The sequence below is a fragment of the Longispora albida DSM 44784 genome, assembly GCF_000379825.1.
In the GTDB taxonomy this organism is placed as follows: Bacteria; Actinomycetota; Actinomycetes; order Mycobacteriales; family Micromonosporaceae; genus Longispora; species Longispora albida.
In genome coordinates, this window is record NZ_KB903836.1 from 103,213 (window position 1) to 127,931 (window position 24,719).

At 70.9% G+C, this 24,719-nt stretch carries 17 protein-coding genes; 8 read left to right on the forward strand and 9 right to left on the reverse strand.

Features of this window, described 5'->3' with window-relative positions:
• Positions 1–36: 36 nt before the first annotated feature.
• Positions 37–456 carry a CBS domain-containing protein gene (locus A3G1_RS0126305; RefSeq protein ID WP_083937123.1) on the forward strand — a complete coding sequence of 140 codons (420 nt, stop codon included), beginning with the start codon at positions 37–39 and terminating at the stop codon, positions 454–456.
• A gap of 52 nt (positions 457–508) precedes the next feature.
• On the opposite strand, the gene A3G1_RS0126310 is transcribed toward A3G1_RS0126305, so the two are convergent.
• Complete coding sequence (locus A3G1_RS0126310) at positions 509–1,399, reverse strand: universal stress protein (RefSeq protein ID WP_018352487.1); 891 nt, start codon at positions 1,397–1,399, stop codon at positions 509–511.
• Positions 1,400–1,638: 239 nt separating this feature from the next.
• Between A3G1_RS0126310 and A3G1_RS0126315 the strand changes: the two genes are divergently transcribed.
• The 4 genes from A3G1_RS0126315 to A3G1_RS0126330 are packed head-to-tail and all read left to right on the forward strand — an operon-like array spanning position 1,639 to position 5,807.
• Positions 1,639–2,280 carry a response regulator gene (locus A3G1_RS0126315; RefSeq protein ID WP_026212536.1) on the forward strand — a complete coding sequence of 214 codons (642 nt, stop codon included), beginning with the start codon at positions 1,639–1,641 and terminating at the stop codon, positions 2,278–2,280.
• A 2-nt stretch (positions 2,281–2,282) separates the two neighbouring features.
• Positions 2,283–3,275 carry a magnesium transporter gene (locus A3G1_RS0126320; protein ID WP_245563599.1) on the forward strand — a complete coding sequence of 331 codons (993 nt, stop codon included), beginning with the start codon at positions 2,283–2,285 and terminating at the stop codon, positions 3,273–3,275.
• A gap of 52 nt (positions 3,276–3,327) precedes the next feature.
• On the forward strand, positions 3,328–4,221 hold the full coding sequence (locus tag A3G1_RS0126325) for an ABC transporter ATP-binding protein (RefSeq protein WP_026212537.1): 894 nt from the start codon (positions 3,328–3,330) through the stop codon (positions 4,219–4,221).
• Positions 4,218–5,807 (forward strand): ABC transporter permease, encoded by a 1,590-nt coding sequence (locus tag A3G1_RS0126330; protein ID WP_018352491.1) that lies wholly within the window; start codon positions 4,218–4,220, stop codon positions 5,805–5,807. The genes A3G1_RS0126325 and A3G1_RS0126330 overlap by 4 nt, the downstream gene beginning before the upstream one ends.
• A gap of 19 nt (positions 5,808–5,826) precedes the next feature.
• Here A3G1_RS0126330 and A3G1_RS0126335 read toward each other — a convergent pair whose 3' ends face one another.
• From A3G1_RS0126335 to A3G1_RS0126355, 5 genes are all read right to left on the reverse strand, one after another.
• Positions 5,827–7,530 carry a GAF domain-containing sensor histidine kinase gene (locus A3G1_RS0126335; protein ID WP_040479824.1) on the reverse strand — a complete coding sequence of 568 codons (1,704 nt, stop codon included), beginning with the start codon at positions 7,528–7,530 and terminating at the stop codon, positions 5,827–5,829.
• Positions 7,531–7,622: 92 nt separating this feature from the next.
• On the reverse strand, positions 7,623–8,531 hold the full coding sequence (locus A3G1_RS0126340; protein ID WP_018352493.1) for a universal stress protein: 909 nt from the start codon (positions 8,529–8,531) through the stop codon (positions 7,623–7,625).
• A 21-nt stretch (positions 8,532–8,552) separates the two neighbouring features.
• On the reverse strand, positions 8,553–9,512 hold the full coding sequence (locus A3G1_RS0126345) for an Acg family FMN-binding oxidoreductase (protein WP_018352494.1): 960 nt from the start codon (positions 9,510–9,512) through the stop codon (positions 8,553–8,555).
• The gene (locus A3G1_RS36965; RefSeq protein ID WP_018352495.1) at positions 9,509–10,507 is read right to left on the reverse strand and encodes an Acg family FMN-binding oxidoreductase; all 999 of its coding nucleotides are present in this window, start codon (positions 10,505–10,507) and stop codon (positions 9,509–9,511) included. Before A3G1_RS36965 ends, A3G1_RS0126345 begins: the two co-directional genes overlap by 4 nt.
• An 8-nt stretch (positions 10,508–10,515) precedes the next feature.
• Positions 10,516–11,406 (reverse strand): universal stress protein, encoded by an 891-nt coding sequence (locus A3G1_RS0126355; protein ID WP_026212540.1) that lies wholly within the window; start codon positions 11,404–11,406, stop codon positions 10,516–10,518.
• A 269-nt stretch (positions 11,407–11,675) separates the two neighbouring features.
• Between A3G1_RS0126355 and A3G1_RS40875 the strand changes: the two genes are divergently transcribed.
• Positions 11,676–11,879, forward strand: a complete 204-nt coding sequence (locus A3G1_RS40875) for a hypothetical protein (protein ID WP_157641417.1) — start codon at positions 11,676–11,678, stop codon at positions 11,877–11,879.
• 627 nt (positions 11,880–12,506) lie between these two features.
• Here A3G1_RS40875 and A3G1_RS0126365 read toward each other — a convergent pair.
• The 3 genes from A3G1_RS0126365 to A3G1_RS0126375 form a co-directional block, all read right to left on the reverse strand.
• Positions 12,507–12,764, reverse strand: coding sequence for a hypothetical protein (locus tag A3G1_RS0126365; RefSeq protein ID WP_026212541.1), 258 nt, complete (start codon positions 12,762–12,764; stop codon positions 12,507–12,509).
• A 200-nt stretch (positions 12,765–12,964) separates the two neighbouring features.
• The gene (locus A3G1_RS36970; protein ID WP_018352499.1) at positions 12,965–19,162 is read right to left on the reverse strand and encodes an RHS repeat-associated core domain-containing protein; all 6,198 of its coding nucleotides are present in this window, start codon (positions 19,160–19,162) and stop codon (positions 12,965–12,967) included.
• Between the two features lie 82 nt (positions 19,163–19,244).
• Positions 19,245–23,063, reverse strand: a complete 3,819-nt coding sequence (locus tag A3G1_RS0126375; protein WP_018352500.1) for a LamG-like jellyroll fold domain-containing protein — start codon at positions 23,061–23,063, stop codon at positions 19,245–19,247.
• 215 nt (positions 23,064–23,278) lie between these two features.
• On the opposite strand from A3G1_RS0126375, the gene A3G1_RS39090 reads away from it, so the two are divergent.
• Both A3G1_RS39090 and A3G1_RS40885 read left to right on the forward strand, forming a co-directional pair.
• Positions 23,279–24,283 carry a helix-turn-helix transcriptional regulator gene (locus A3G1_RS39090; protein WP_018352501.1) on the forward strand — a complete coding sequence of 335 codons (1,005 nt, stop codon included), beginning with the start codon at positions 23,279–23,281 and terminating at the stop codon, positions 24,281–24,283.
• A gap of 15 nt (positions 24,284–24,298) precedes the next feature.
• Complete coding sequence (locus A3G1_RS40885) at positions 24,299–24,454, forward strand: hypothetical protein (RefSeq protein WP_018352502.1); 156 nt, start codon at positions 24,299–24,301, stop codon at positions 24,452–24,454.
• Positions 24,455–24,719: the final 265 nt, after the last annotated feature.

The window sequence follows — 24,719 nt, forward strand, 5'->3', positions numbered from 1 at the left end:
TCGCGGCGTCACGCTGGGTGGAGGAGGGAGGCGGCGATGGGAACTGTTCCTGTGAACGACAGCAAAGACGTCACACGGCAGCCGGTGATGGAGGTGATGTCGCGGCCGGTGGTGGCGGTGGTGATCGACGCCGCACCGGTCGAGGCACTGCGGATCCTCACCACACATGGCATCCGGCACCTGGTCGTCCTGGGTACCGACGGGCTGTGCGCGGGTGTGCTGACGGACCGGGCGCTGGCTGCGGCGTGGGCGATCGACCCGTTCGGGCTGGGCCGGCAGCGGGTCGGGCAGATGCTGGGCGGGGTGCGGGCCACGATGGCGCACACGGCGACGGTCGGGCAGGTGGCCAGGTTCATGCAGGAGCACGGCGTGGACGCCGTCGCGATCGTGGACGACATCGGCCTGCCGGTCGGGATGGTCACGGTGAAGGACCTGGTCGCCGTCCTGGCGGCATGAGACAGCACAAGATGCCCCCGCGCAGGACGCGCGGGGGCATCTTCCGCTGTGGTCAGTCCTTCGGCGTCCGTGCGATGACGACCGGGCAGTCCGCGTGGTGGATCAGCGTGTACCCGACGGAGCCGAGCAGCAGGCTGGCCAGCTCGCCCCGGCCGCGCGACCCCGCCACGACCAGGCCGGCCCGGGCCGACTCCTCCAGCAGGATCTCAGCCGGGTACCTGTCGTACGACACGAACGGGACGACCTGCACGTCCGGGTACCGCTCCCGGTACCCGGCCAGCGACTCCGACAGCACGCGGTGCGCGACGTCGGCGGCCGCGGTGTCGCCCGACGGGGAGAACTCGTCCCGCGCGAGCAGCTGCGGGTCGGCCTGCCACACCGACAGCACGCGCAGCGCCACCCCGCGCCGGCTCGCCTCGGCGAACGCGAAGTCCAGGGCCGCGGCGCTGTGCTCGGTACCGTCCGCACCAACGAGGACCGGCGCGTTCGCCGGCCGGTGCGCGCCGCCGCGCACGACCATCACCGGGCACGCGGCGTGCGTGGCGACCTGGCCGGGCACCGCTCCGAGCAGCAGCCCGCTGAACCCTCCGGTCCCGCGCGCGCCCACGACGACCAGCGCCGCCTCGGCGGACTGCTCGACGAGCCAGCCAGCCGGGGAAGTGCGGATGAGGTGGGTGGCGATGGTCAGCGCCGGGTGACGGCTCAGCGCCCGCTGCTCGGCGCCGGTGAGGATCTCGACCACGGCGGCGGGCGGCTCACCGTACTCGTAGGCGTACGGCGCGCCGGGCATCGGGCCGTAGACGGGCGGGTACGGGTAGCTGTGCATGATCTCCAGCGGCACACCGCGCGCGGCTGCCTGGTCGGCGGCGGCGTCGAGTGCGGCGTTGCCGATCGGGGAGCCGTCGACGCCGACGATGACCGGCGGGACGTGACGGACGCTCATGGTTCCTCCTCAGTGGATGCAGAGGCCAGCCTGCCGCTCGCCGTGCGCTGCGGTCAGAGCCGTACTTCCCGCTCCACACGGGACTTCCGGCCCGGGTGGCGCGGGCAGGACGGATCCTGGGCCGCCTCCGCCGGCGGCAGGTTCCCGGGGTGCTCGTCCGGAGACCGGGCCGGTCGGCCTGTCCGGTTCAGGACCAACGGCACGGGTATGGGAACGGGCTGGTGGGGTACAACTGGAACATGATCCGTGTCTTCCTGCTCGACGACCACGAAGTGGTGCGCCGTGGCCTGCGCGACCTGCTCCAGGACTCCGGGGACATCGAGGTCGTCGGCGAGTCGGGCTCGGCGGAGGAGGCGGCCCACCGCATCCCGGCCCTGCGCCCGGACGTGGCGGTCCTCGACGCCCGGCTGCCCGACGGCGACGGCATCGAGGTGTGCCGGGCGGTGCGCGCGGTGGATCCGTCGATCCAGGGCCTGATCCTGACCTCCTACGAGGACGACGAGGCCCTGTTCGCCGCGATCATGGCCGGGGCCGCGGGGTACGTCCTCAAACAGATCCGGGGCACCGACCTCGTGGACGCCGTCCGGCGGGTCGCGGCCGGGCAGTCGCTGCTCGACCCGGCCGTCACCGCCCGCGTCCTCGACCGCATCCGCAAGGGCGTGGAGGCACCGGACGTGCTCCAGGGCCTCACCGAACAGGAACGCAGGGTCCTGACGCTGATGGCCGAGGGGCTGACCAACCGGGAGATCGCGCAGAAGATGTTCCTGTCGGAGAAGACCGTCAAGAACTACGTCTCCAGCGTCCTCGCCAAGCTGGGCCTCGAACGGCGTACCCAGGCCGCGGTGCTGGCCAGCAAGCTCCTCGGTACCCAGCGGGGCTGACGGTGCCCGGCCAGCCCGTGATCGCCGGCGACGACCTGCCTGCCCAGATCGGCACGGCAGCCCAGCACGCCGCCCGGGACGTGCCGGTCGCAGCTCCCGCCGACCGGGCTGACGTGGTGCTCGCCGGGATGACGGGACAGCGCTACGACAGCGCTGCGGTGATCGCCGTCTGCATGGACGGCAGGCTGGACGGGGTCGTCACCATCGAACGGCTGCTCGCCGCGTCACCGGACACGCCGATGGCGGAGATCATGGACGCGGATCCGCCCGTCGTGGCCCCAGGAACCGACCAGGAGCACGCCGCTCAGGCAGCGGTCCAGCACGGCGAGCCGGGCCTGGTGGTGGTGGACGCCGAGGGCCGGTTCCAGGGGCTGATCCCGCCGCAGCGGCTGCTGGCCGTGCTGCTCGCCGAGCACGACGAGGACATGGCCCGGCTCGGCGGGTACCTGCGCTCGACCGCCGAGGCACGCGGCGCCAGCGAGGAGAGCGTGCCGCGCCGGCTGTGGCACCGGCTGCCGTGGCTGCTGCTCGGCCTGGCCGGCGCGATCGTGGCGGCTGGCATCGTGGGGGCCTTCGAGGAACAACTCCAGCGGCAGGTCCTGATCGCGTTCTTCCTGCCCGGCGTGGTGTACCTGGCCGACGCTGTCGGCGTGCAGACCGTGACCCTCGCCGTCCGTGGCCTGTCGATCGGCGTCGGCATCCGCCGGATCGTACGGCGGGAACTGGTCACCGGCCTGCTCGTCGGTGTGTCCCTGGCGCTGGTCACCCTGCCCGTGGTGTACCTGCTGTGGGGGGACCTTCCCGTGGCCGTGGCAGTGTCGGTGGCCCTGCTCGCCGCGAGTGCCATCGCCACGAGCGTCGCGATGGCACTGCCGTGGGCACTGCACCGCCTCGGCCGTGACCCGGCGTTCGGGGCCGGCCCGCTGGCCACGGTGATCCAGGACCTTCTGACGATCATCATCTATTTCGTCAGCGCCGCGCTGATCCTGGCCTGAACGGGACTTCCGGCCCTACGCCCGGCACCCCGGCCGGGCAGACACTGCCGCTATGACACCTGTGATCTCGGTATCCGGGCTGGTGAAGACCTTCGGGAAGACCCGGGCCCTCGACGGCCTCGACCTCACGGTGCGCCCGGGTGAGGTCTATGGCTTCCTCGGCCCGAACGGGGCGGGGAAGACGACCACGCTCCGCGTCCTGCTCGGCCTGCTGCGCGCCGGCGCCGGCCAGGCACGGCTGCTGGGCGGCGACCCGTGGCGGGACGCGACGGACCTGCACCGCCGCCTGGCCTACGTCCCCGGCGACGTGAGCCTGTGGCCGGACCTGACCGGCGGGGAGGTCATCGACCTGCTCGGCCGGCTGCGCGGCGGGCTCGACCCGCGCCGCCGCGCCGCCCTGGTCGGCGCCTACGGCCTGGACCCGTCCAAGAAGTGCCGGGCGTACTCCCAGGGCAACCGGCAGAAGGTCGCCCTGATCGCAGCACTGGCCTCCGATGTGGAGCTCCTGATCCTCGACGAACCCACGATCGGCCTCGACCCGCTGATGGAGGCGCTGTTCCGCGAGCACATCGCGGCCGAGCGCGACCGGGGCCGCACCGTGCTGCTGTCCAGCCACATCCTCGCCGAGGTCGAGGCGCTGTGCGACCGGGTCGGCATCATCCGCCACGGCCGGATGGTCGAGACCGGCACCCTGGCGGAACTGCGGCACCTCACCCGTACCTCGATCACCGCCGAGCTGACCGGCCCGCCCGACGGCCTGGCCTCCCTCACAGGGGTGCACGACCTGACGGCGGACGGCTCCCGGCTGCGCTTCCAGGTCGACGCCGCGGCCCTCGGTACCGTGCTGGCCAGGCTGTCGGCCATCGGCGTGCGGGCGCTCGTCAGCCAGCCGCCCACCCTGGAGGAACTGTTCCTGCGGCACTACCGGGACGGGGCGCGGTCATGAGCACCCTGACCGGTACCGGCACCCTGATCCGCCTGGCCGTGCGCCGCGACCGGATCAGGCTGCCCGCGTGGATCGTGACCTTCGCCGGCGTCGCGGCGATCTCCGCCTCGGCGACCGTGAGCCTGTACCCGTCGGCGGGCTCCCGCATCCAGGCCGCCGAAGCGATCAACAACTCCCCGGCGCTGGTCGCCCTGTACGGCAGGATCTACGACCCCGCGTCCCTCGGCTCCGTCGCCATGCTCAAGCTCACCGCGTTCGGGGCCGCCCTCGCGGGCGTGCTCTGCGCGCTGACCGTCATCCGGCACACCCGCGCCGAGGAAGAAGCCGGCCGGATGGAACTCCTCGGAGCCGGCCTCGTCGGGCGGCGCGCCGCTCTGACAGCGGGCCTGGTCGTGGCGATGTCAGGGGCGCTCCTGCTCGGCCTGCTGGCCGCCGCCGGGCTGGTCGCCGCTGGCCTGCCGGCCGCCGGTTCCGTGGCGTTCGGGGCCGGGTGGGCCGCCACGGGCATCGTCTTCGCTGGTGCCGGGGCACTCGCGGCGCAGGCCAGCCGCAGCACCCGGACGAGTACCATGTTCGCGGCCGGAACGATCATCGCCGCGTACCTGCTGCGCGCCGCAGGCGACTCCACCGCCCTGTCGTGGCTGTCCTGGTTGTCGCCGATCGGCTGGGGCCAGCAGGTCCGCCCGTTCGCTGGTGACCGCTGGCCGGTACTGCTGCTGCCGGTGGCTGCTGCCATCCTCACCAGCGGGGCGGCGTATGCCCTGGCTGGCCGGCGTGACCTGGGGCGTGGCCTGCTGCCCGACCGCCCCGGCCCGGCCGCAGCGGGCCCGGCCCTGCGGGGGCCGCTGGGCCTTGCGTGGCGGCTGCACCGGGGTGTGCTGGCCGCGTGGGCTGTGGTGTTCGTGCTTCTCGGCCTGGTACTCGGCAATGTGGCTTCCGATGTGGAGGGCATGCTGGGCAGCCCGCAGGCCCGCGACATGATCGCACGCCTGGGCGGCCAGCAGTCCATGATCAATGCTTTTCTGGCCGCTGAACTGGGTTTCCTGGCCATCTTCGCTTCGGTCTACGGCGTCGCGGCGGTCGGGCGGATGCGCGGTGAGGAGGCCAGCCTGCGGGCGGCGGCGATCCTCGCGGCCCCGGTTGGCCGGATCCGGTGGGCGGCCAGTCATCTCGCTTTCGCGTTCGGCGGCACGGCCGTGCTGATCACCATCGCCGGACTCAGCCTAGGTGCGGCACACGGGGCTCGCACTGGTGACGCGAGCCAGCCGCTGCGGCTGGCTGGTGCCGCACTGGCGCACCTGCCAGCGGCCTGGATCGTGACGGCTGTCGCCCTGGCTGTGTTCGGGCTGCTGCCCCGGGCTCCCGCCGTGGCCTGGGCGTGCCTGGTGACGTTCGTCCTGATCACCGAGCTCGGGCCGCTTCTGGAACTCAGTCACTGGATCATGGACGTCTCGCCGTTCACGCACACGCCGAAACTTCCTGGAACCAGCCTGGACCTCGCCCCCGTGCTGTGGCTGGCCGCGGCCGCCGCCGTGCTGTCGGCCGCCGGGCTGGCGGGGCTGCGCCGCCGGGCCATCAGGAGCTGACAGCACGCCGCCGTTCACCTCACAGCGGCGCCCACCACGTCAGCTGGGTTCCGGACGGCACGGTGTCGGTGACCTCGCACCCGCCGCCCCGGATGGTGGCCCGGCCGGAGAGGTTCAGGAGCCCGCTGCTGGGGCGGGCGCCACCTGCGCCGTTGTCGGTGACGGTCAAGGTGAGCCGGCTGTGCGCGACGTGGACGACGACCTTGGCCTGGGTGGCAGCGGCATGACGGGCCACATTGGACAATGCTTCGCGGAGGACTGCGAGGAGGTCGGGCCGCAGGTCTTCCGGGACGGCGCTGTCCACGGGGCCGTCGATGGCCAGGGACGGGCGGAATCCGAGTGCCCGGCCGCACTCTTCGAGAAGCTCCCGGATTTCGGCGCGCAGCTCCCCGGACGCTGGGGAGCGCAGCTCGAAGATGGCTCCCCTGATGTCGCGGATCGTCCCGTCGAGGTCGTCAACGACGGTGTTGATCCGGTCGGCGACCTCGGGCCGTACCGCGAGTTTCGCCGCGCCCTGCAGCTGCATCCCGGCCGCGAACAGCCGCTGGATCACGACGTCGTGGAGGTCGCGGGCGATGCGCTCGCGGTCACCGAGGACGGCGAGGAGCGCGCGCTCGTCCCTCGACCGCGCACGTACCAGCGCCAGAGCCGCCTGCCCGGCGAATGTCTCCACGAGGGCGACGTCGGGTTCCTCGGCGAAGGTGACGCCGCCTTTCCGGTAGGCGACGGCCAGGACGCCGAGCAGTTCGCTGTCGGCGATCAGCGGGACGACGAGCGCTGTGCCGGTGGACAGCTCGACCGGCCACGCCGCGGCCTTACCCAGGTCCTCGACGACCGCCAGGTGCCGCTCCCGCATGGCGCTGGCGAGTTCGCCCTCGGACGCCGGCAGTACCGCGCCTTCGAGCCCTGCGCCCTGCTGGCCATCGGCGACCTCGACGGTGAGCCGCCCGGCGGCCTCGTCGAGCAGCAGGACCATCGCGAGATCGGCCTCGGCGACCTCCCGGGCGCGGGACGCGACGAGCCGTAGTGACTCGTCCCGGCCGGCCTCGCCCAGGATCGTGCCGGTGATCTCGGCGGTCGCTTCCAGCCAGCCCTGCCTGCGCCGCGACTGCGCGTACAGGCGGGCGTTGTCGATCGCCGCACCGGCGGCGACGGCGAGCGCGACCATGATTTCCTCGTCGTCGTCGGTGAACAGGCCGCCGCCGCGTTTCTCCGAGAGGTAGAGGTTGCCGTAGACCTGGTCGCGGATGCGGATCGGGACGCCGAGGAAGGTGTGCATCGGCGGGTGCTCCGCCGGGAAGCCGTAGGCGCGCGGGTGCTGGGTGATGTCGGGCAGCCGGATCGGGCGGGGATCCTCGATGAGCAGGCCGAGGACGCCGTGCCCGGACGGCAGGTCCCCGATCCTGGCGTGGACCACCGGGTCCATGCCGTGGGTGACGAACTCGACCAGCGTCCGGTCGGGGCCGATCACGCCGAGCGCCCCGTACTCGGCGTCGGCGAGGTGGCAGGCGGCCTGCGTGATCCGCTCCAGGGTGGCCCGCAGTTCCAGGTTCGCGCCGATGCCGACGACGGCGTCGAGCAGTGCCCGCAGCCGCTCGCGGCTGGCCATCACCTCGCCGACCCGCCTGAGCAGTTCCTGGAGGAGATCGTCCAGCCCGGTCTGCGCCAATGGCGGCAGGCCCAAAACGGACGGCAGGGCAGAATCCCCGGGTTTGGCGGCCATAGGCTCATCGTAGACCCGCAGCCCCGGCCCCAACCTCAATATGATCTTGGGCGTCACTGAACGCTGGTTCCGCGCCGGCGCACGGCCTGGTCTCAGCCCGTCCCATCGTCCCCGGTACCGCTGCGGGCGATGACCACCGGGCATTCCGCGTGGTGGATGAGGGTGTACCCGGCGGAGCCGAGCAGCAGGCTGGCGATCTCACCCCGGCCCCGGCTGCCGACGATGACCATAGCGGCACCCGTTGCCTCCTCCAGGAGGACCTCCGCGGGGTTGCGGTCGTGGGTCAGCAGCCGGACGACCTTCACATCCGGGAACTTTTCCCTGTACCCGGCGAGAGACTCCGACAGGATCCGCTCGGACACCTCCACGGCCTGGTCGTAGCCGAGCGGGACGAGGTCGTCGGACATCGGCAGGCTCCTGGGTGCCGTTTTCCACACGTACACAGCCCTCAGCGGCACGCCCCGGCGGCTGGCCTCGGCGAACGCGAAGTCCAGCGCCGGTTCGCTGTGACTGGTGCCGTCAACGCCCACGAGGACAGGCGCGCCGTCCGGGGGCTGTGCCTGACCGCGCACGACCATGACCGGGCAGTGGGCATGGGTGGCGACCTGCCCGGACACCGAGCCCAGCAGCAGCCCGGTGAACCCGCCGGCGCCCCGCGATCCCACGACCACCATCGCGGCCCGGCGTGAACGCTCGACCAGCCACGCCGCCGGTGTGGTGTGGACGAGGTGGGTGGTCACCACCAGGTCCGGGTACCGGTCCGCTGCCCGCTTCCGGGCCTCCTCCAGGGTCTGGACGATGTGGACGGGCGGCTCGTTGAACTCCGGCGGGTACGGCACGGCGAGTACCGGGCCGTACAGTGCCGGGTTGACGTAGCTGAGCATGATCTCCAGGGGCAGCCCGCGGCCGGCGGCCTGCGCGGCTGCCGCATCCAGGGCGGCGACGCTCACGGCCGAGCCGTCGACGCCGACGATGACCGGGGACATCGGGTTCGTGCTCATTGCTCCTCCTTGCGGGGCTGGTCAGGGGATGATGACGTCGGCGGCCGGCCGCCGCGGGCTGGCGGGTGCCGGCAGCCCGTAGCCGAGGCGCAGCAGCATCTGCGGGCTGCCGCGCCAGCGCAGTTCCCGCCACAGCGCGTCGCGGGCTCCGGGCGCGTCCATCGGCTGGGAGTACATGCCAGCGGAGAGCCCGAGCACGGTCGCGGTCAGCAGGACGTGCTGGAGTGCCTGCCCAGCCCGGACCTCGTCCGACGGCAGGTCGCCGTGCGCGCCGAGTATCCCGATCAGCGGCTCGGTCTCGTAGTCGCGGCCGGACTGGTGTGGCGCGCCGCCGAAGTCCCGCCGCATCAGCAGTTCGTATGCCTGCGCGGCCGGCCCGGCAGCCGAGCGAGGTATGCCGTCGAGGCTGCCGGGGGACCGGCTCGTCCACGCCCGCATCTCGGCCTGGTACGCCGGGTCGGAGGTGAGCTCGCGATCAGCGGCGCGCAGGATCGCGGCGATGCGCCGAACCTCTGCGGGGTCGTCGGTCAGCATGAGCCAGCAGTGCTCGGCCGCGGCGGCCTGCGACAGCCGGTGACGGTGCTCAGCCGGTACCTGCGTGTCCAGGAACGGCTCCCGGCTGGTGTGCCGGCGCGGGATCGCGGCATACAGCTCCCGCTCGGCCGGCGTCGGTGGCCGTGGCGATGCAGGGGTCAGCCGGGCGAGGATCTCGGGTCGTCCCGGCTCTGGCATGAGCCGGACCTCCATCGGGCAGCCCAGCACAGCCAGCCCGAGCCGCAGGTTGAACAGCGCAGCCCCGCAGCTGATCCGTACCGCGCGGTGCAGCGGGTCAGCGACCGGCAGCTCGCGGCGGTAGTCGGCGTGCAGGTCGATGGCGTCGCCCTCGCGGCGGAACAGCCACGGCTGGGTGTTGTGCATGGACGGCGCGAGCGTGGCGGCGGTGACAGCCTCGGTCAGCACATCGGTGGTCAGGACATTCATGACTGTTCGCCTCCCGGTTCCCGTCGCGGGCTGCGCGGGACGTTCCCGGCCCGGCCGGGGACACCGAACCGCAGGGCGAGCACCGGCCAGCCGATCCCCGACAGCAGCCCGCGCAGGGCCTGCCTGACTGCGGGCAGCTCGGTGACATCACTCATCGGGGACACGCCCAGCCCCTCGGCCGTGGCGGTCAGCAGCACGGCGGACAGCGCCTCGCCGGCGCGCAGCCAGTCCAGCCTGGTGTCGGTGTCGGTGAACAGGATCGCGTACCGGGTACCGGCATCCGTTCCCTCACCCGGCTCCAGGCTGCCGTCCCCGCCCGGCGCGAAGTCCCGTACCGGAACGCGGCGCGGCACCATCGCGACCGCCGACGCCGGCCGCACGCCGTCTCGTCCGGCCTCTGGGCGATGCGTCCAGGCACCGAGCTCGGCACGGTAGGCCGGATCGGTCATCTCCGCGTCGCCGGCATGCTGGACGATCACATGGAACGCGGCGACCTGCTCGTCCGGGATCACCTGCAGATGCGCCCCGTTCGCCTCGGCGGCGAGCCGCAGAGCCTCCAGCGCCACACCCGGCACCTCGGTACCGGTGAACGGCCGCCGATCGGTGCGCCGCGCGCTGATCGCCTTGGCCAGTCGCCGGTCTGCCGGGACGGGCACCCGGGTGCCGGTCACCGCGACGCGGGCCAGCAGGGACCCAGCCGGATCGGGAAGCAGCTCAGCCTCGGCGGTGTAGCCCGCAGCGGTGAGGCTGACCAGTGCGTGGTGCAGTGCCGTACCGCAGCTGACCGTCAGCAGCCTGCCGTCGGGGTCGATCACGGGAAGCTTCACGCCGTCGTCGGCGATGAGGTCGGCGGTCCCGTCGTGCAGTTCCCATCGCCACGGCTGCGTGTTGAGAATGGACGGTGCGCGCAGCGCGGCCAGTACGGCGGCCCCGAGCGGGCTGGAACTGGCCCGGGCGCGCTCCGCCGGCAGCCTGTCAGTGAAAAAGATCGACATGACTCCTCCTACGGCCGCACGACGGCGACCGGGCACGCGGCGTGGTGCAGAGCCGCCTGGCTGACGGAACCGAGCAGCAGCCCGGCGAAACCACCCCGGCCCCGGGCCCCGACCACGAGCAGCTCGGCCCCGGCGGACGCGCCGACGATCGCCTGCCCCGCCCGGCCCTGGACCATGCGCTGGGTGACACGCACGTCGGGGTAGCGTTCCCGCCAGCCCGACAGTGCCTCGCTGAACACCCGCTTCTCCTCGGCTTCGACCAGGTCCGCGTCGTAGACGAGCGGCAGCATGTCGCCGGGCTCGGCCGACTGCGGCCAGCGCCAGGCGTGCACGGCGACCAGGTCCCGGCCGCGCAGCGAAGCCTCCCGGAAAGCGAAACCCACAGCCCCCTGGCTGTTCGGCGAGCCGTCCACCCCGACGACGACCGCCCCGGCCGAGGGCAGCGGCTCAGATTCCGGACGTACCACGACAACCGGGCACGCGGCGTGCGCGGACACCTGCACGCCCGTCGAGCCAGCCAGCAGCCCGGTGAACCCACCGAGCCCCCGGTGCCCCAGCACGACCATCGCGGCCTCCCGGCTCTCCGAGACCAGCACCGGCACGGCGGCACCCTCGGCGTACTCGGTCTCCACGCTCAGCCCGGGGTGCGCGGCCAGCGCGCGATCGGCGGCCTGCGCCAGGTACTCCTGCGCCTGTTCCCGCAGCGAGACCCGAAGCTCGTGCGCGCTGATCAGGCCGTTGGGCAGTCGCATCAACGGCCAGATACTCGCGTGAACGACGCGCAGCTTGCGGTGGTGCAGCACAGCGGCATCAGCGGCCCAGTCCACGGCGGCGAGCGCCATCTCCGAACCGTCGATCCCGGCGACAACAGGGCTGCTGGCAACAGGCTGGGCAGTCATGACGGCCTCCGTGAAGATCGGGTACTTCTCCACGATCGCCGCACCAGCCCCTCACAGCACAGTGCCGAACGTCCCCCCTGGCAGGTTCGACCGGCCTGTACCGCACGGCTGGGCTTCGCGGGTGGACCTGGACCAGATCAGCTACATAGTGATCATTTACCTGTGGCGCACTTCCCAGACGAGGCGCGTGCCGCGTCGCAATCGGCTCTATGGCAAGCCCAGGCGGCCCGCTGGGGCACGGGTGAACCGGGCCGTGTAATACGGCCTATATGGCTGACAAGGTTCAGATGGCAGGAACGCTCATCGGTGTCCTGGTCGGCGCTGTAATTACCGGGGGATTCGGGCTGCTGAACCTGCGCGTCCAACGACGGCACAAGCTGGAGGCTGAGCGCCGTGAACGCGAGGCAGCGTCAGCGGCACGCGCCGCTGACGCCCTGTCGCGGCTGCTCCTCCTTGAGCCAGAACCCCGCTAGCCCGATCGCAGCGGCGGGGCTTCAGGGCGAGATGGTAATCCTGGCTAACCAGAATCTGCGCGTACGCCTTCTGGAAGCAGCAAAGATCTGGGACTGCTCCGGGAGCCCCGAGGTTTTGCAATCCGCGAAGGCCAGGCCGCGTCATGCCTCAGCAAGCCACGCGCTGGAGTGCATTGGCGCGCACCTTCGCGGTGACAGCATTCCGGACGTCCCGGAGTCGTTTGCGCGGGTTCGATCGGCGTATGAAGACTGGGCTGAGTCGTTCCACGACTCACTTGGTCTTTAACCCTGTGGGTGCCGAGAGACTACTTCGGTGATCGTGGCGGCAGCCCTTGGTTGATCATTCCACTTGCGACAGTTGGATGATCGGCTCAAGGGCTGCGGGATTAGTGTGCATCACGGTGGTCGCGGAACAGCGTTCGGGGAGTTGCCGGGGTTCCGGCGAGGGTTCTACCGGGCAGTCGCGAGACCAGGAACGAGGAGGCGGGCGATGACCGGCTGGGAAGAGGATTTCTCGGAGTATTTCCGGGGTTCTGCTGCCCGGCTGCGCCGGATGGCGTACGCGCTGTGCGGTGACTGGCACGCCGCCGAGGACCCAGTTGGCTAGCGTCAGCTCTGTCGCCAAATCTAGCACTCCATAGTGGATTCGGCCTCATGCCGTTCTTGGGCTCTGCTGGTCGTGTGCAACCCCAGGCGGGCCGCCGCGTCGAACCCACCGGCGCGGTGGAGGACCTTGACGGCCACAGTGCGCCCGGAGCGCAGGTCCGTGCCCTGCCATACGGAGGCCGTGGCACCACGGCCGGCCAGGCGGCTGAGCTGGTACCGGCCGCGCAGGACCCGCCCGGATTCCAGGACGGTGCGTGACTCACGTGGCGCTGGGGTCATGTCACTGGCCTACCCGGCCGGGGAGCCCCGCCAGACGCGCCGCCGTCGGCCGTCCCGTACCGGATGATTCCTGGTGCCGGCTTGCGAGGCATGTGCGGGGTAAAGCTGCTTCCGTAGGCACGAGGCGCTGTCAGGCGGAAAGGCGGCATCGCCGCCGGGGCGTTCCCCTACCCCGGCGGCGATGCCTGTTCGTGGTGCGGCTAGCACTCTCCTGGGAACCGGCCGCAGCCTCGCTTCTCGTTGCCGCGGATCGGCGGGGCCGGGTCTGGCGCGATCCGTACTTCCTCCGTCCACGTGACGGTCTGGGTCTTCTCCGAGCCCTGGCCGCTGGGGAAGTAGTTGTTCAGCATCGGGTTGACGTGTTTCTTGTAGAACTCGCTGTACCCGATCGGCGGTGGCAGCCGGGTGGCCGAGGCCATGGTGCTGGAGTTGGTGATCCGGAAGGCGACCGTCGCGGTGCCCTTCTTCTTGTCCACCCCGATCAGGGTGTACTCCAGGCTGTAGGAGCCCAGCAGGCCGGCCGACAGGTTGTTCGTCATGTCGTTGTAGAACTTCTTCGCGCTCTGGGTGAACCCGCCGCCCAGGCTGTACCGGTTCGAGTCGCTCCCGCCGACCTTGAGTTCGCCGCTGCGGACCTGGTCTGCGATCAGTTCCCGGGTCTTCTGGACGTGACCGTGCTCCTGGAGCTTGGTGACGAACCGGTCGCCGTCCTTGAGATCGCGGTGTTTCGGCCCCTTGCCGGATGCCCATTCCATCCCGATGCCGTAGGCGGTGGGGTCGTCCGGGGTGCCCTTGCGGTTCTTCACCGCGTGGAAGGAGGACTCGAACGGCCCGCCCAGGCCCTCGGCCAGGGACTGCGCCCGCGATCCGGTGATCGCGTCGAGCCCGTGGTCGCCGGCGGTCACTCCGGCCACCACCGCCTCGCCGATCTTCGCGCCGCCGAAGGCGATCACGCCTGCTCCGAACAGCTTGAGCTTGTTGCAGATGTCCCACCAGCACAGGCCGCTCGGGTCGGAGAAGGTGACCGGGCTGTTGTTGGCATAGAGGTACGCCTGCCACTGCTGGGGATCGCTCAGGTCCATCACCGGGTCCGGTGAGACGAACCTGCCGATCGCCGGGTCGTACTCCCTGGCGCCGAGATGCGTCAGGCCCGTGCTGTCCTTCGTGCCGCCGACCAGGCCACGGTCGAGGCTCGCCGGCCAGCTGCGGGCCACGTTGCGCTCGGTACCGAACGGGGTGCTCCGCCGGCTCGACACCGCCTGCGTCACGGCGTTCACCGTGACCTGGGTGGTGCCCTGCGAGTCCTGCACGAGCCAGGTCAGGCCGGTGCTGGTCCGGGTGGCGGCTGTCTGGCCGCCGTGAGTGTAGTACCGGGTGCCGGTCTTCGCCGTGCCGTTGAACCGGATCTCCTGCCCCGGCAGGTACAGCGTGGTACCCGACGGGTCCTTCCGGATCAGGCGGCTGCCGTCGGCGTCGTACACATAGGACGATGTCCCGGACTTGTCGGTGCTGCTCGCCAGGTGGCCTTCGGCGTCCCACAGCAGCGTCTGCGTGCCGTTGGCGCCGGCCGGCCGGGTCTCGGTGTTACCGGCGGCGTCGTAGGTGTACGTGCCGGTCCTCGTCCCGGAGTTGTCCGTGGTCACCGTCTTGGCCAGCGCGTGGCTGCCCGCCTCGGGCGTGTACACAGTCGTCCGGTCGCCGGCCGTGGTGCCGTGCTCCACCTGCTGCGTGCGGTTGCCCAGCACGTCCAGGGTGAACTTCTGCCAGTACTTCGCCGGGCCGCCCAGCCCGGCCGCCGTCGGGGCCGCCTTGCAGTCGCGGGCGGCCGGTGTCCATGCCTCGGTCAGGCGCTGGAGGTAGTCCGACCTGAAGCACTGGTTGTCGCCGCTGGTCAGGTCGGAGATCGCGGAGACGTTGCCCGCCAGGTCGTAGCTGTAGCGGACGTCGGAGATCGTGGCTGGCCCGGTCTGCTTGGACGTCCAGATCTGGTCGAGCCGCCGGGTGCCCTCCTCGTAGTGCCGGGTGATGTCCACAGTGTTGCCGCCCTCGTTGCGCAGGCTGTAGGTGCCCAGCTCGCTGAACGAGGTGTACGTCGAGCCCGCGACCAGCGTCGTCTTCGCCCTGGTCCCGTAGCCCGAGTCCAGCGTCACCGGCCGGCCCATCCCGTCGTACCCGTAACCGAGGGTCTCCACAGCCAGGTCACCGGCCGCCGGGATGCGCTGGCTGAGCGCCGTGCCGTCCTGGTTGTAGGTGTAGACGTAGGTGTAGGTGCCGTTCACGCCCGCAGCCGGGATCGTGTACTTCACCGCGCTCGGCTGGTAGTCGGCCGTGAAGCCGGTGGTCTCCTTCACGTAGGCCTCGGCCCCGATGAACCTGGTCGAGCGGACCAGCTTCCCGTTGACCTTCTCGCCGCTCGGCAGGGTGTCGAAGTCCCAGCTCAGCCGGAGCGGCCCGTCAGCGGCACCCTCCCGGACACTCGTCTTGCGGCCGATCTTGTCGTAACCGAAGTACAGCGTGATCTTCCGCGCGTCGGTGACGCTGGTGACCTCACCGAAGTCGTTGATCTTCGTTTCGGTGGTGCCCCGGTCCGGGTCGGTGGTCTTCACCGTCCGGCCCCACAGGTCGTACTCGTAGCCCCAGCTGTTGCCCGCCGGGTCGGTGACCCTGGACCGCTGGCCCTTGCGGTTGAACGTGTACCGGGTCGCGTCATAGTCCGCCGGGTTGGCGCTGCCCGCCGTCTCACCCGCGTGGTACTGCCGGAACTCCACCGTCCGCCCGGCCGCGTCCTTGAGCGTGGACGTCGGGGTGCCGCCGGCCGCCGGGGTCACGTCGACCCGGTCGCCGCCGTACGCCGTCGTGCTCCTCGACCGGACCGTGCCGTTCACCTTCAGCGTGGACGCGACCGGCCGGCCGGCCCCGTCGAAGGTGGTCTCGCTGCGGTTCGGAACCTGCTGGGTCGGCCGGAACAGGTCCGGGCCCGGGCTGCCGAGCGCGAGGTACATGCCGTGTGCGGCGCTGGCCCGACCGGCCGAGTCGTAGAAGGTGTCCGTGACGACCACGCCGCTGCCGCCGGCCCCGTTCGCCGACTGGGTCTGCCGGGGACGGAGCATGCTGTCGTACAGGGTGTACATGCTGAACTGCCCGCCGGTCGCGTTCAGCTTCCTGGTGTGCACGGCGGTGGTGCCGCCGGAGCGGACCAGGTACTCGTAACTGATGTTCGGGACCTGCGCCCGGTCCCGGCCCGGCTGCCACACGCTGAGCAGCCGGCCGAGCCCGTCGTACGCCATCTCGGTCCGGCGGCCGTTGCTGTCCACGCTGAGCACTGGCGCGCCCCAGGCGGGGTCGACGGTGCTGCTGGTCTGCCAGCCCATCGCGTCGGTGGTCAGGGTCTGGGTCACCGGGCCGCCGAGCGCCGGCGTGTATTCGATCTTGCTGGTGTTCTTCTTGATGTCGGAGGTGAGCACGGCCCGGCCGTACACGTCGAACTGGGTGGTGGTGGCCGTGATGTAGCTGGGCTGCCCGGCCGTGAAGGCCTTGAGCTGCCAGGTCTTCGTCGGCTCGCCCTCGGCAGGCGCGACGCCGTTGGCCTTGCCGTCGTAGTCGGTCAGGTTGTCGCTGAGCACGTCGGCCTCGGTGAGCTTGGCCGGGACGGCGGCCTTCGCGCAGCTCACGGCGTAGCTGCGCTGCCGGGAGACGAAGGAGGTCAGCCAGGCCGTGGTGTTGCGGGCGTAGTCGGTGATCCCGCAGGTCTCATCGCCGGTCACCGCGTCGTCACCCGCGTTGTCCACCTTGAACGGCATGCCGTGGTCGTCGTACGCCGTCTTGGTGGTCGTGGTGCGCGGAGCCCGGCCGCCGTCCAGCGCCGTGCGGGTGTGGACGGCGCCGATGCCGCCGTGGCGCGCGTGCACGGTCCAGCCGTTGATGGTCCGGGTCGCGGTCGGATCCGACTGCCACGGCACGTTCACCGTCGCCGAGACCTCAGCGGTTCCGTTGTAGATGATCGACTCGCGGGTCATGCCGGCGTAGGCGTCCTCGTCCGGGGTCTCCGGCACGCCACCGGTCGCGATGGCCGGCAGCTTCACCGAGCGGGTGCCGGTGGTGAACTTGTCGCCGTCGAGACCACGGAAGTACCTGCTGACGCTCACCGACTGCTCGCCAGGGTCGCCCTTGGTGGTGCGCACCTCGGCGTAGCCCCGCCACCCGGACCAGGTCCGGCTGGCCGGCTTGACCAGCCCGTCGTCGTCGGCGTACCGCCAGCCGGGATCGCCGGCGTAGTCGTAGTGCGTGATCGCCCGCACGGCCCCGCCGCTCGGGTCGGCCTCGGTCACGTCGGTGACCACGTACTTGTGGAAGTAGTCGAGGATCGGCTTGAGTTCCCCGTCCGGCGTCCAGTACACCGGGTAGCAGCGCAGCTTGTTCTCGGCGAGCTTCGCCGGGTCGGGCATCCGGGAGCCGGGAACGCAGTCCGGGCTGGAGTACTCCACAGTGGTCTTCGCGCCGGTCTCGGTGATGATCGACTTGATCCGGTGCCACTTCATCGCCGGGTACTGGTCGGAGTGGGTGTCCACCCGGTTCGGCAGCTGCACCGGCTCGAAGGTGATGTCCGGCACCGGGGTCCTGGTGCCAGCCAGGCCCACGTGTGAGATCTTGTCCAGCCACAGCCCGCCACGGGTGCCGTCACCCGGATCGGGGAACGACTGGGTCAGCGTCCACGACTCGACGTCCTTGCCGCCGGCCTTGTTCAGCACACCCGTCAGCCGCTTCTTCGACCAGAACGTCGGCGAGCCCACGTAACACGGGCTGGCCTTGCACTCCAGGTCGACCGGCGTGTCCGGCCAGTGCGTCGCGTCGAACTTCGTGCAGTCCGACAGGCACCGGTCGCTCGTGGTGAACACGACCTGGAACGGCGCGGTCTCGGTACGATCGGAACGGGTGCCGTAGTCGATCCGCGTCAGGTACGAGTCACGGTCGTAGCTCACCAGGTCGGTCGTGGTGCCCTCACGGGCGTACTTGTTGGTTTCCTTGGCGTAGACGTACGTCATGGTGTTCTTGTGCGGGTCCTCGACGGACTCCAGATTCCACCGGTAACCCTGGACGCAGTCGGAATCCTTGAACGCCGCCGCGTGGCAGTCCTCGCCCTCGTGATTGCCGTACACCGGCGCGGTCAGGGTGGCCGGGGCCGACTTGCCGAACACGTACTTCGTACCGTCCGGCGTGGTCACCTGCCAGTGCTCGCCGTTCTTCGCGCCGTTCACCGCGCCCGTCACCCGCTCGATCAGCGTGCCGTCGTCGGAGCGGGACCGCCACCGGTTTCCGGAGTCCTTGATCAGCTCACTGGTCCGGCCGTTCAGGGACAGGGTCGCGTTGTCGGCCGCCCAGCAGCTGTCGCCGGTCTTCTTCGTGTTGTTGCCGCCGGTCATGTCGTCGGCGCAGTTGCGGTAGCGGCGCTCCACGAAACCGGGGGAGTAGTCGAAACCCTCACCGATCCACGACGGCTGGTTGTTGGAGGCCGCGACCTTACCGTCCACACTGGACGACGAGTAGCGGAACTTCACCGACGGCACCGGCCCGCTCATCGCCGGCGGGGACCGCAGCGGATAGCTCCACGAGAACTCGCCACTGTTCCCGCCCGCCGTCCACGTCGACGACGGCGACAGCGTGGTCGCCTCGAAGCTGCCCGCCGGCCCGGCCGTGCCAGGCGCGAGAGCCAGCGTCGTGTCAGCCTCGGCGGACAACGGCACAGCCGCCGACACGGTGGTGCTCTCCGGGCTGTTCACGCTCGGCACCGGCCTGCCCTCACAGCCGGGCGCACCCGGCGTGGTCAGCGCGCACCCGGGTAGCTCGATCAGCCGCAACCGGCTCGCCCAGTCCGCACCATGCGCCGACTGGAAGGCCGAATAGTCCACCGACACCGTCGCCTGACCGGCACCATCCAGGCTGCGCACGTCAAAAACGAGGCCATCGACGCCGGCTGCGGATGCTGCCGCTCGATCACGAGTCTTTATTTGTACCTTGGACGGAGCCCGCACCGCCGCTCCGGCTGGGCTGCTGAACGCCACGGGAGTCCCAGCAGCCCGCACAGCCGACGGCAGCTCCATGAACCGCTGCCCGGGCGCGAGACGCTGGCCCCCGCCCGCGGCGAGGTCAACATCCACTGTGGACGCGGACGGCCACTGCGGATCCGGCTTGCTGACCGAGGCGCGGATACCGGCCTGGGCCGTGCCCGGCCTGACGACGGTACCGGCGACCGGCTTTTCCTTCTGGGTCTTGCCGGGGCTGTACGGGGCGGCCAGCGCTGGGGAACTGTCAGCCACCCCCGCCAGCAGCCCGGCGGCCATGGCCACGGCCAGGCCACGATGAAGTACCCGGCTCAGCCGGGCACGGCGCACTGCACGCATGTCTGTCTTCCTGTACGAGGGGATCGCGGGAGAGAGGGGAACGGGGCTGAGCCGATTGCCGTCAGCTCAGCCCCGGGTACTGCTAGGAGAAGCGCCAGCGCTGGGCGGCACCACTGTTGCAGGCGAACACCTGGAGCTTCGTGCTGTTCGTGCTCACGCCGCCCGGGACGTCCAGGCAGCCGGCCGAGGTACGCAGCGCCAGCGTCGACGGGTCGTGCACCCAGGTCTGCCCGGCCGTGTTGTCGCACGGCAGCAGCTGGATCGCGGTGCCCTTCACGGTGGCGCACTTGCCGTGCGCGTTCAGCGCCCGGGTGTCGGGGTTGTACACCCAGTACTGCGCGACGCCGCCGTTGCATGTGAAGATCTGGAGTGGCGTGCCGTCCGCGCTCGCGTTGCCCGGCAGGTCGATGCACGCACCGGCCCCGGACCGGATCGGACCGGACCTCGGCCCGTCGATCGTCACCACCCGGCTCGGCACGACCACACCGGCCAGCGTCTGCACCTCGTCGATGTCGCCGGTCCAGCCGTCCACCGCGTTGCCCTTGTACCGGGCCCGGCCCACCGACAGCGGGTTCTCCGAGTTCCACAGCTTGCACGGCGCGGTGTGCTTGAGCTCGTCGTCCACGTACAGCCGCATCTCACCGGCCGCCGCGTCGTACACGCCGGCCAGGTGCGTCCACTTGTTCAGGTCGGCTGTGGTCAGCGATGTCTGCGTGCGGGCGTGGTTCCAGCCCGTCTCGTCCGAGTCGGCCGTCGCGCACGTGAACGACCAGCGCGCGTCACCAGCCCACTGCCGGTACCCGAGGTAGAAGGCACTGTTGCGCGTACCGCCCTGGCTGACCGCCGTCATGTTCCGGGCCGGCAACGAGGTACCGGTGACCCGCACCCACGCCGAGATCGTGAACGACTGGTCGGTGTTGAGAACCGGCCGGTCGGTCTCGGCGTACCCATTGCCGTCCAGCCGCATGCCGGTGCCGGCCTTGCCCGCCGCCCAGGTCGCACCGGGAGCGAGCGTCAGGTTGAGGTCGTTGGCGTAGTTCGTCGAGTCGTACGCGGTGGTACCGCTGTTCTCGCTGAAGTGCCACTCGCCGACCTTGCCGGACAGCTGCGGGTCGGCGACCCCGGACACCTCGGTCTCGGAGATCACCCGGTCCCAGGCGCGGACGTCGGCGATGTCGCCCTTCCAGAAGTCACCCGGCTTGTCATTCCACTGGCTGCGGCCGATCGTGAACAGGCCCCTGGCGCTCCACGGGACGGCTGGCGCCGCGGTCTGCGCTGCCCTCTCGCCGTTCACGTACAAGGTGATGGTCTTGGTTTCGGCGTTGAACACGCCCGCGAGGTGCGTCCAGACATTGGCTGGGGCCTTGTCGGCGCTCGCGGCGGCGACCTGCCCGGGGCTGAGCGCGTCAGACCTCGGCACGACGAACTGCCAGCAGTCACACCCGGGGGTGTACTGGAGCTGGAAACCGGGCACGTGCGAGCCGTCCTGGCTGACCGCCGTCCGCACAGCGCTCTTGTCACTGATCCGCACCCACGCTGCCACGGAGAAGCTGCGGCTGGTGTCGACGGCCTGCGTGGTGGTGGCGTTACCCGCCGCCGTGCCGTCGAACCGGACGGCGCTGTCGCCGCCACGGGTCCGGCCGGGCACACCCAGGACGCCCCCGTTGAGCGTCGCGTCCAGAGTGCCGGGCTTCATCTGGTTGACCAGCGCGGTCGTACCGGCCGGCTCGTCCAGCCGCCACCGGGCCTTGGCCGGCTGCGGCGAGCGCACGATGAACTGGTACGTCCGGGTCGCGACCCGCCCAGCCCTGTCGATCGCCTGTACCGTCAGGGTTTTCTGCGCGTGCTCGCCTTCCTGCGGTGTCCACGTCACCGTCACCGGGTCGCCGGGCTTGGCCGCGAACTTCTCCCGGTTGAGGGAACCGAAGCCCCACCGGTACTTCACCACGTCATCAGAGCTCTTGAACGTGAACCTGCCGGTCTTGCCGACCGAACCGCACCCCTCGGGGGCACAGCCTACCGAGTTCTCCGGGTACTCGGCGGAGGTAATGGCCGGCTTCACTGGATCGGTCAGGTCCACCTCGAACTCGCAGCTGCCGCTGTACCCGCTCCACCTGCCGCCCTTGCCGTAGTCCTCGGCGGCGGCCTTGAAGGAGTAGATCCCGCCGCCGGCCAGCACTGCGGTCGTCCACTGGCCGCGCGTGTTGTGCGCGACCGTCTGCTGGGTACCGGACGTCACCGGGTTGTCCTCGAACCGGGTGCCGTTCCAGCGCCGCACCTCGAACTTGACCTGCATCGTGTCCTTGTCCGGGTCAGTGACCTTGGCACTCAGGGTCGGAGTGGCCGTGGCGACCACCGGACGGCCACTACCGGTCACGCAGCCCCTGCCGTCCACCTTGAGGTCCTGCGGCGGGTCGGCCGGGTTGTTGAAGTCGACCGCGAGGACCGGGGACGTGGCGTTGAACCGCTTCCACTGGTTCGTGGTGCCCTCGTTGTCGGCCCGCAGGCCCAGGACGACATTCGTCCAGCCCCGGTCCTGCACGCCGTGCTGGAGGATCTTCGTCACGTCGAACTCGACGTCACCGCTGCCCGAGCAGCCGAACCTCTTGTCGGCACGGTGGTTGCCCGGCGCCACGGCGGTCAGGGAACTGTCCCAGTTCGGCTGGTGCTCCCAGGTGGTGTCCCGCGAGATCGGGCCGGTCAGCCAGACCTTCGCGTTGGTACCGCCACTGCCGCAGGTCCACGCCCACTGCTGCTGGATACGGAAGGAGGCACCCGTGATCCGCTTGCCCGCGATCTTCTTCGTGTCCATCTGGAACAGCGAGCGGACCGTGTACTTCTGGGTCGCGCAGGTCGCGTCGGAGTAGATGTGGTCGCAGGTCAGGCCGGCCGGAGCCCCGCCCTTCACCTTGGCCTGCTCCGCGGCGGTGCCGTTGCGCCAGAACGAGGTGTTGCGCAGGTCGGGACGGCTCCACACCGTCGTCCACGCGTTGTCCTGGATCTTCCCGGTGAAGCCCGGGTCGATGTACAGCGGGTACTGCGTGTCCGGGCTGCTCACGATCTCCGGGTCCGGGGTGATGGACACCTCGCCGCCCTCGACGGTGGCGGGCATGGCGGCCCGGCTCGGCTCGACCGGTACCGGAACGTCCTGGCCCTCGCCCGCCGTGCCGTCCTTCGGCGGGATCGGCGGGTTCACGTCAGCCGAGTCCCACATCATCGGAGTCGGCGAGTCGAAGACCGCGTTGCCTTCCGCGTCCACCGCCGTCATGCCACCGGCGGCAGTCTTCGACGTGGTCACACCGGCCGAGCTCAGGCCGAACTTGATGTTCTTCACGGCCGGGTTCTCCGCAGCCGCCCGGTTCTTCACGACCAGCACCTCGGAAAAACCGAGCGTGGTGGCGGTGACGCGCAGGTCGACCCCCGGCAGTACTTCTGGATAGGTCGCACTGTCCCCGGCCAGCGACGGCGCGGGCAGCGGCCCGTTCGGCCAGGAGATGGCGATCTCCCTGCCGTTGTCATTCAGCCGGGCCAGCGGCCCGGTCCCGCCGCCGGAGAACTCCACCCCGAGCACCGAGGCGACCGGGGCGACCTTCCCGCCCGGCAGTACCCGCAGCGTGGTGTCCACCGGCTTCCACGACAGCCCGTCCCTCGTCCAGCGCGGGTCCAGCGACTTCTCCGAGGTGAAGCCGCCGTCCGGCCGGGCGAAGACCTGCTCGACCTCCGACCGCAGGCCGGTGACCTCGACCCGGCTGCCGCAGGCTGCGGCCATCGCGAGCGCCGCAGGTTCATCGGGCTGGCTGCCGGAACACACCGGCTCGGCAGCCGTATCCGCCGCAGCCGGGGCCGCCGCGAGCCCGATCGGGCTGAGCACGCCAGCGAGGATCGACAGTGCCGCGAACACGGCTCCCCGGTGACGGGCCCCCCGAGGGGCGAAAGACAGGGACACTTGCCGCAAAGACATGACCACACGCTCCAGGACGGTGCGGGTTGAGGGGAACGCGCTCAGCCTGTGGCAGATCCGGGCCCGGCGGCAGGGCGGTTGCGAGTTTCCGCAATCGCCGTTGACCAGGCACGGCAGCCGGATCCCCGAAACTTCCTCGCGGTACGCTCAGCCCCATGATCACGGGGGCTGAGCTGGCGGAACCCGTCGTCGTACCCTCGCTGGCCCGCTGGGGCCTGAGCCCCGACGCCGACCTGGTCTACCGGGCACTGCACTCCCTCGGCGCCCAGCCGGCCGGCCTGCTGCACAGTTCCCTCGGCCTGACCATGGCCCGCGCGCTGTCCGCCTGTGACGAACTGCACGCCGCAGGACTGGCCCGCCCGGTCAGCAACGGCTGGCACGTGCTCGCCCCCGACCAGGCGGTCACCCGGCTCCGCCGCAGCCGCACCCGCGCCCGCCCCGGCGTACCAGCCCCGGCCGGGCACACCGAAGCCCTGGTCATGGCCGGGATCGACCCGGCGGCCGGCCAGGCGGGCATGGAGGAGCTGCGCGGCCTTGACGCCGTACGCGACCGGATCGGGGAACTCGCCGCCGCCGAGCGCTTCGAGCACCTCGCCATGAACCCCGAAGCCGTCGCCGAAGCCGCGACCGTCGCCGTGGCCGCGCCCCTCGACCTGGCCCTGCTGGCCCGCAACGTCCGGCTCCGCACCATCAGCCGCCCGCCGGCCGACGGCGACGCGACCGCCAACCACGCCGACAAGCTCGGCAAGCTCGGCGCGGAGCAGCGCACCACCGTCCACGTACCGGCCAAGCTGCTGATCTACGATCGCAGGGTCGCGCTGATGCCGATCGACCCCGCCGACCTGACCAGGGGAGCCGTGCAGGTCAACGCCCCGATCGTCGTCGATGCGCTGGTGGCGTTGTTCGCCCGGTGCTGGGCCTCGGCCACCGACCCGCGCACCGCAGGCGTGTCCGACGTGGAGTTGACGGAACGCGAACGAGCCCTCATAGTCCTTCTCGGACGAGGGCACACCGACGACACCGCTGCGCGGCAGCTCGGCGTGAGCCCCCGTACCGTCTCCTCCACCCTGCGCGGGCTCATGGACCGGATCGGTGTCGACAGCCGATTCGCCCTGGGACTAGCCCTTGGCCGAAGCGGCGCGCGGGTACCCCCTCTGTAAACCAGGAGTTCCCCCATGCGCAAGATCCGTATCGCCGTTTTCGCCCTGCTCGCCGTCGCGGCCCTCGGTACCCTCACCGCCGCGGCCACCGCTGGCCCGGCCAGCCACGAGGCTGGCAGCATCCCCCGCCAGTGCGGCAACTGCTGGGGCAACGGCGACAGGGAACTCTGACCCGCACGGCGAAGCCCGCCGGACGTCACGCAACGTCCGGCGGGCTTCGCCGTGTTCACTTGTGATATCCGTGCGGACCAGTCCGGGATTGTGCTGTGCGCGGGTTCAGCGGGTGAAACTGACCGGATCGGCGCTGGCCCAGCCGCGGATCGTCGACGCTTCGTCGTCGAAGCGGGCCGTGGCGATGCCGTTCACGCCCGGTACGAACCGGCAGGTCTGGTGGAGGACCGCTTCTGCGTGGGAGAATCGGCCGAGCTGGCAGGAA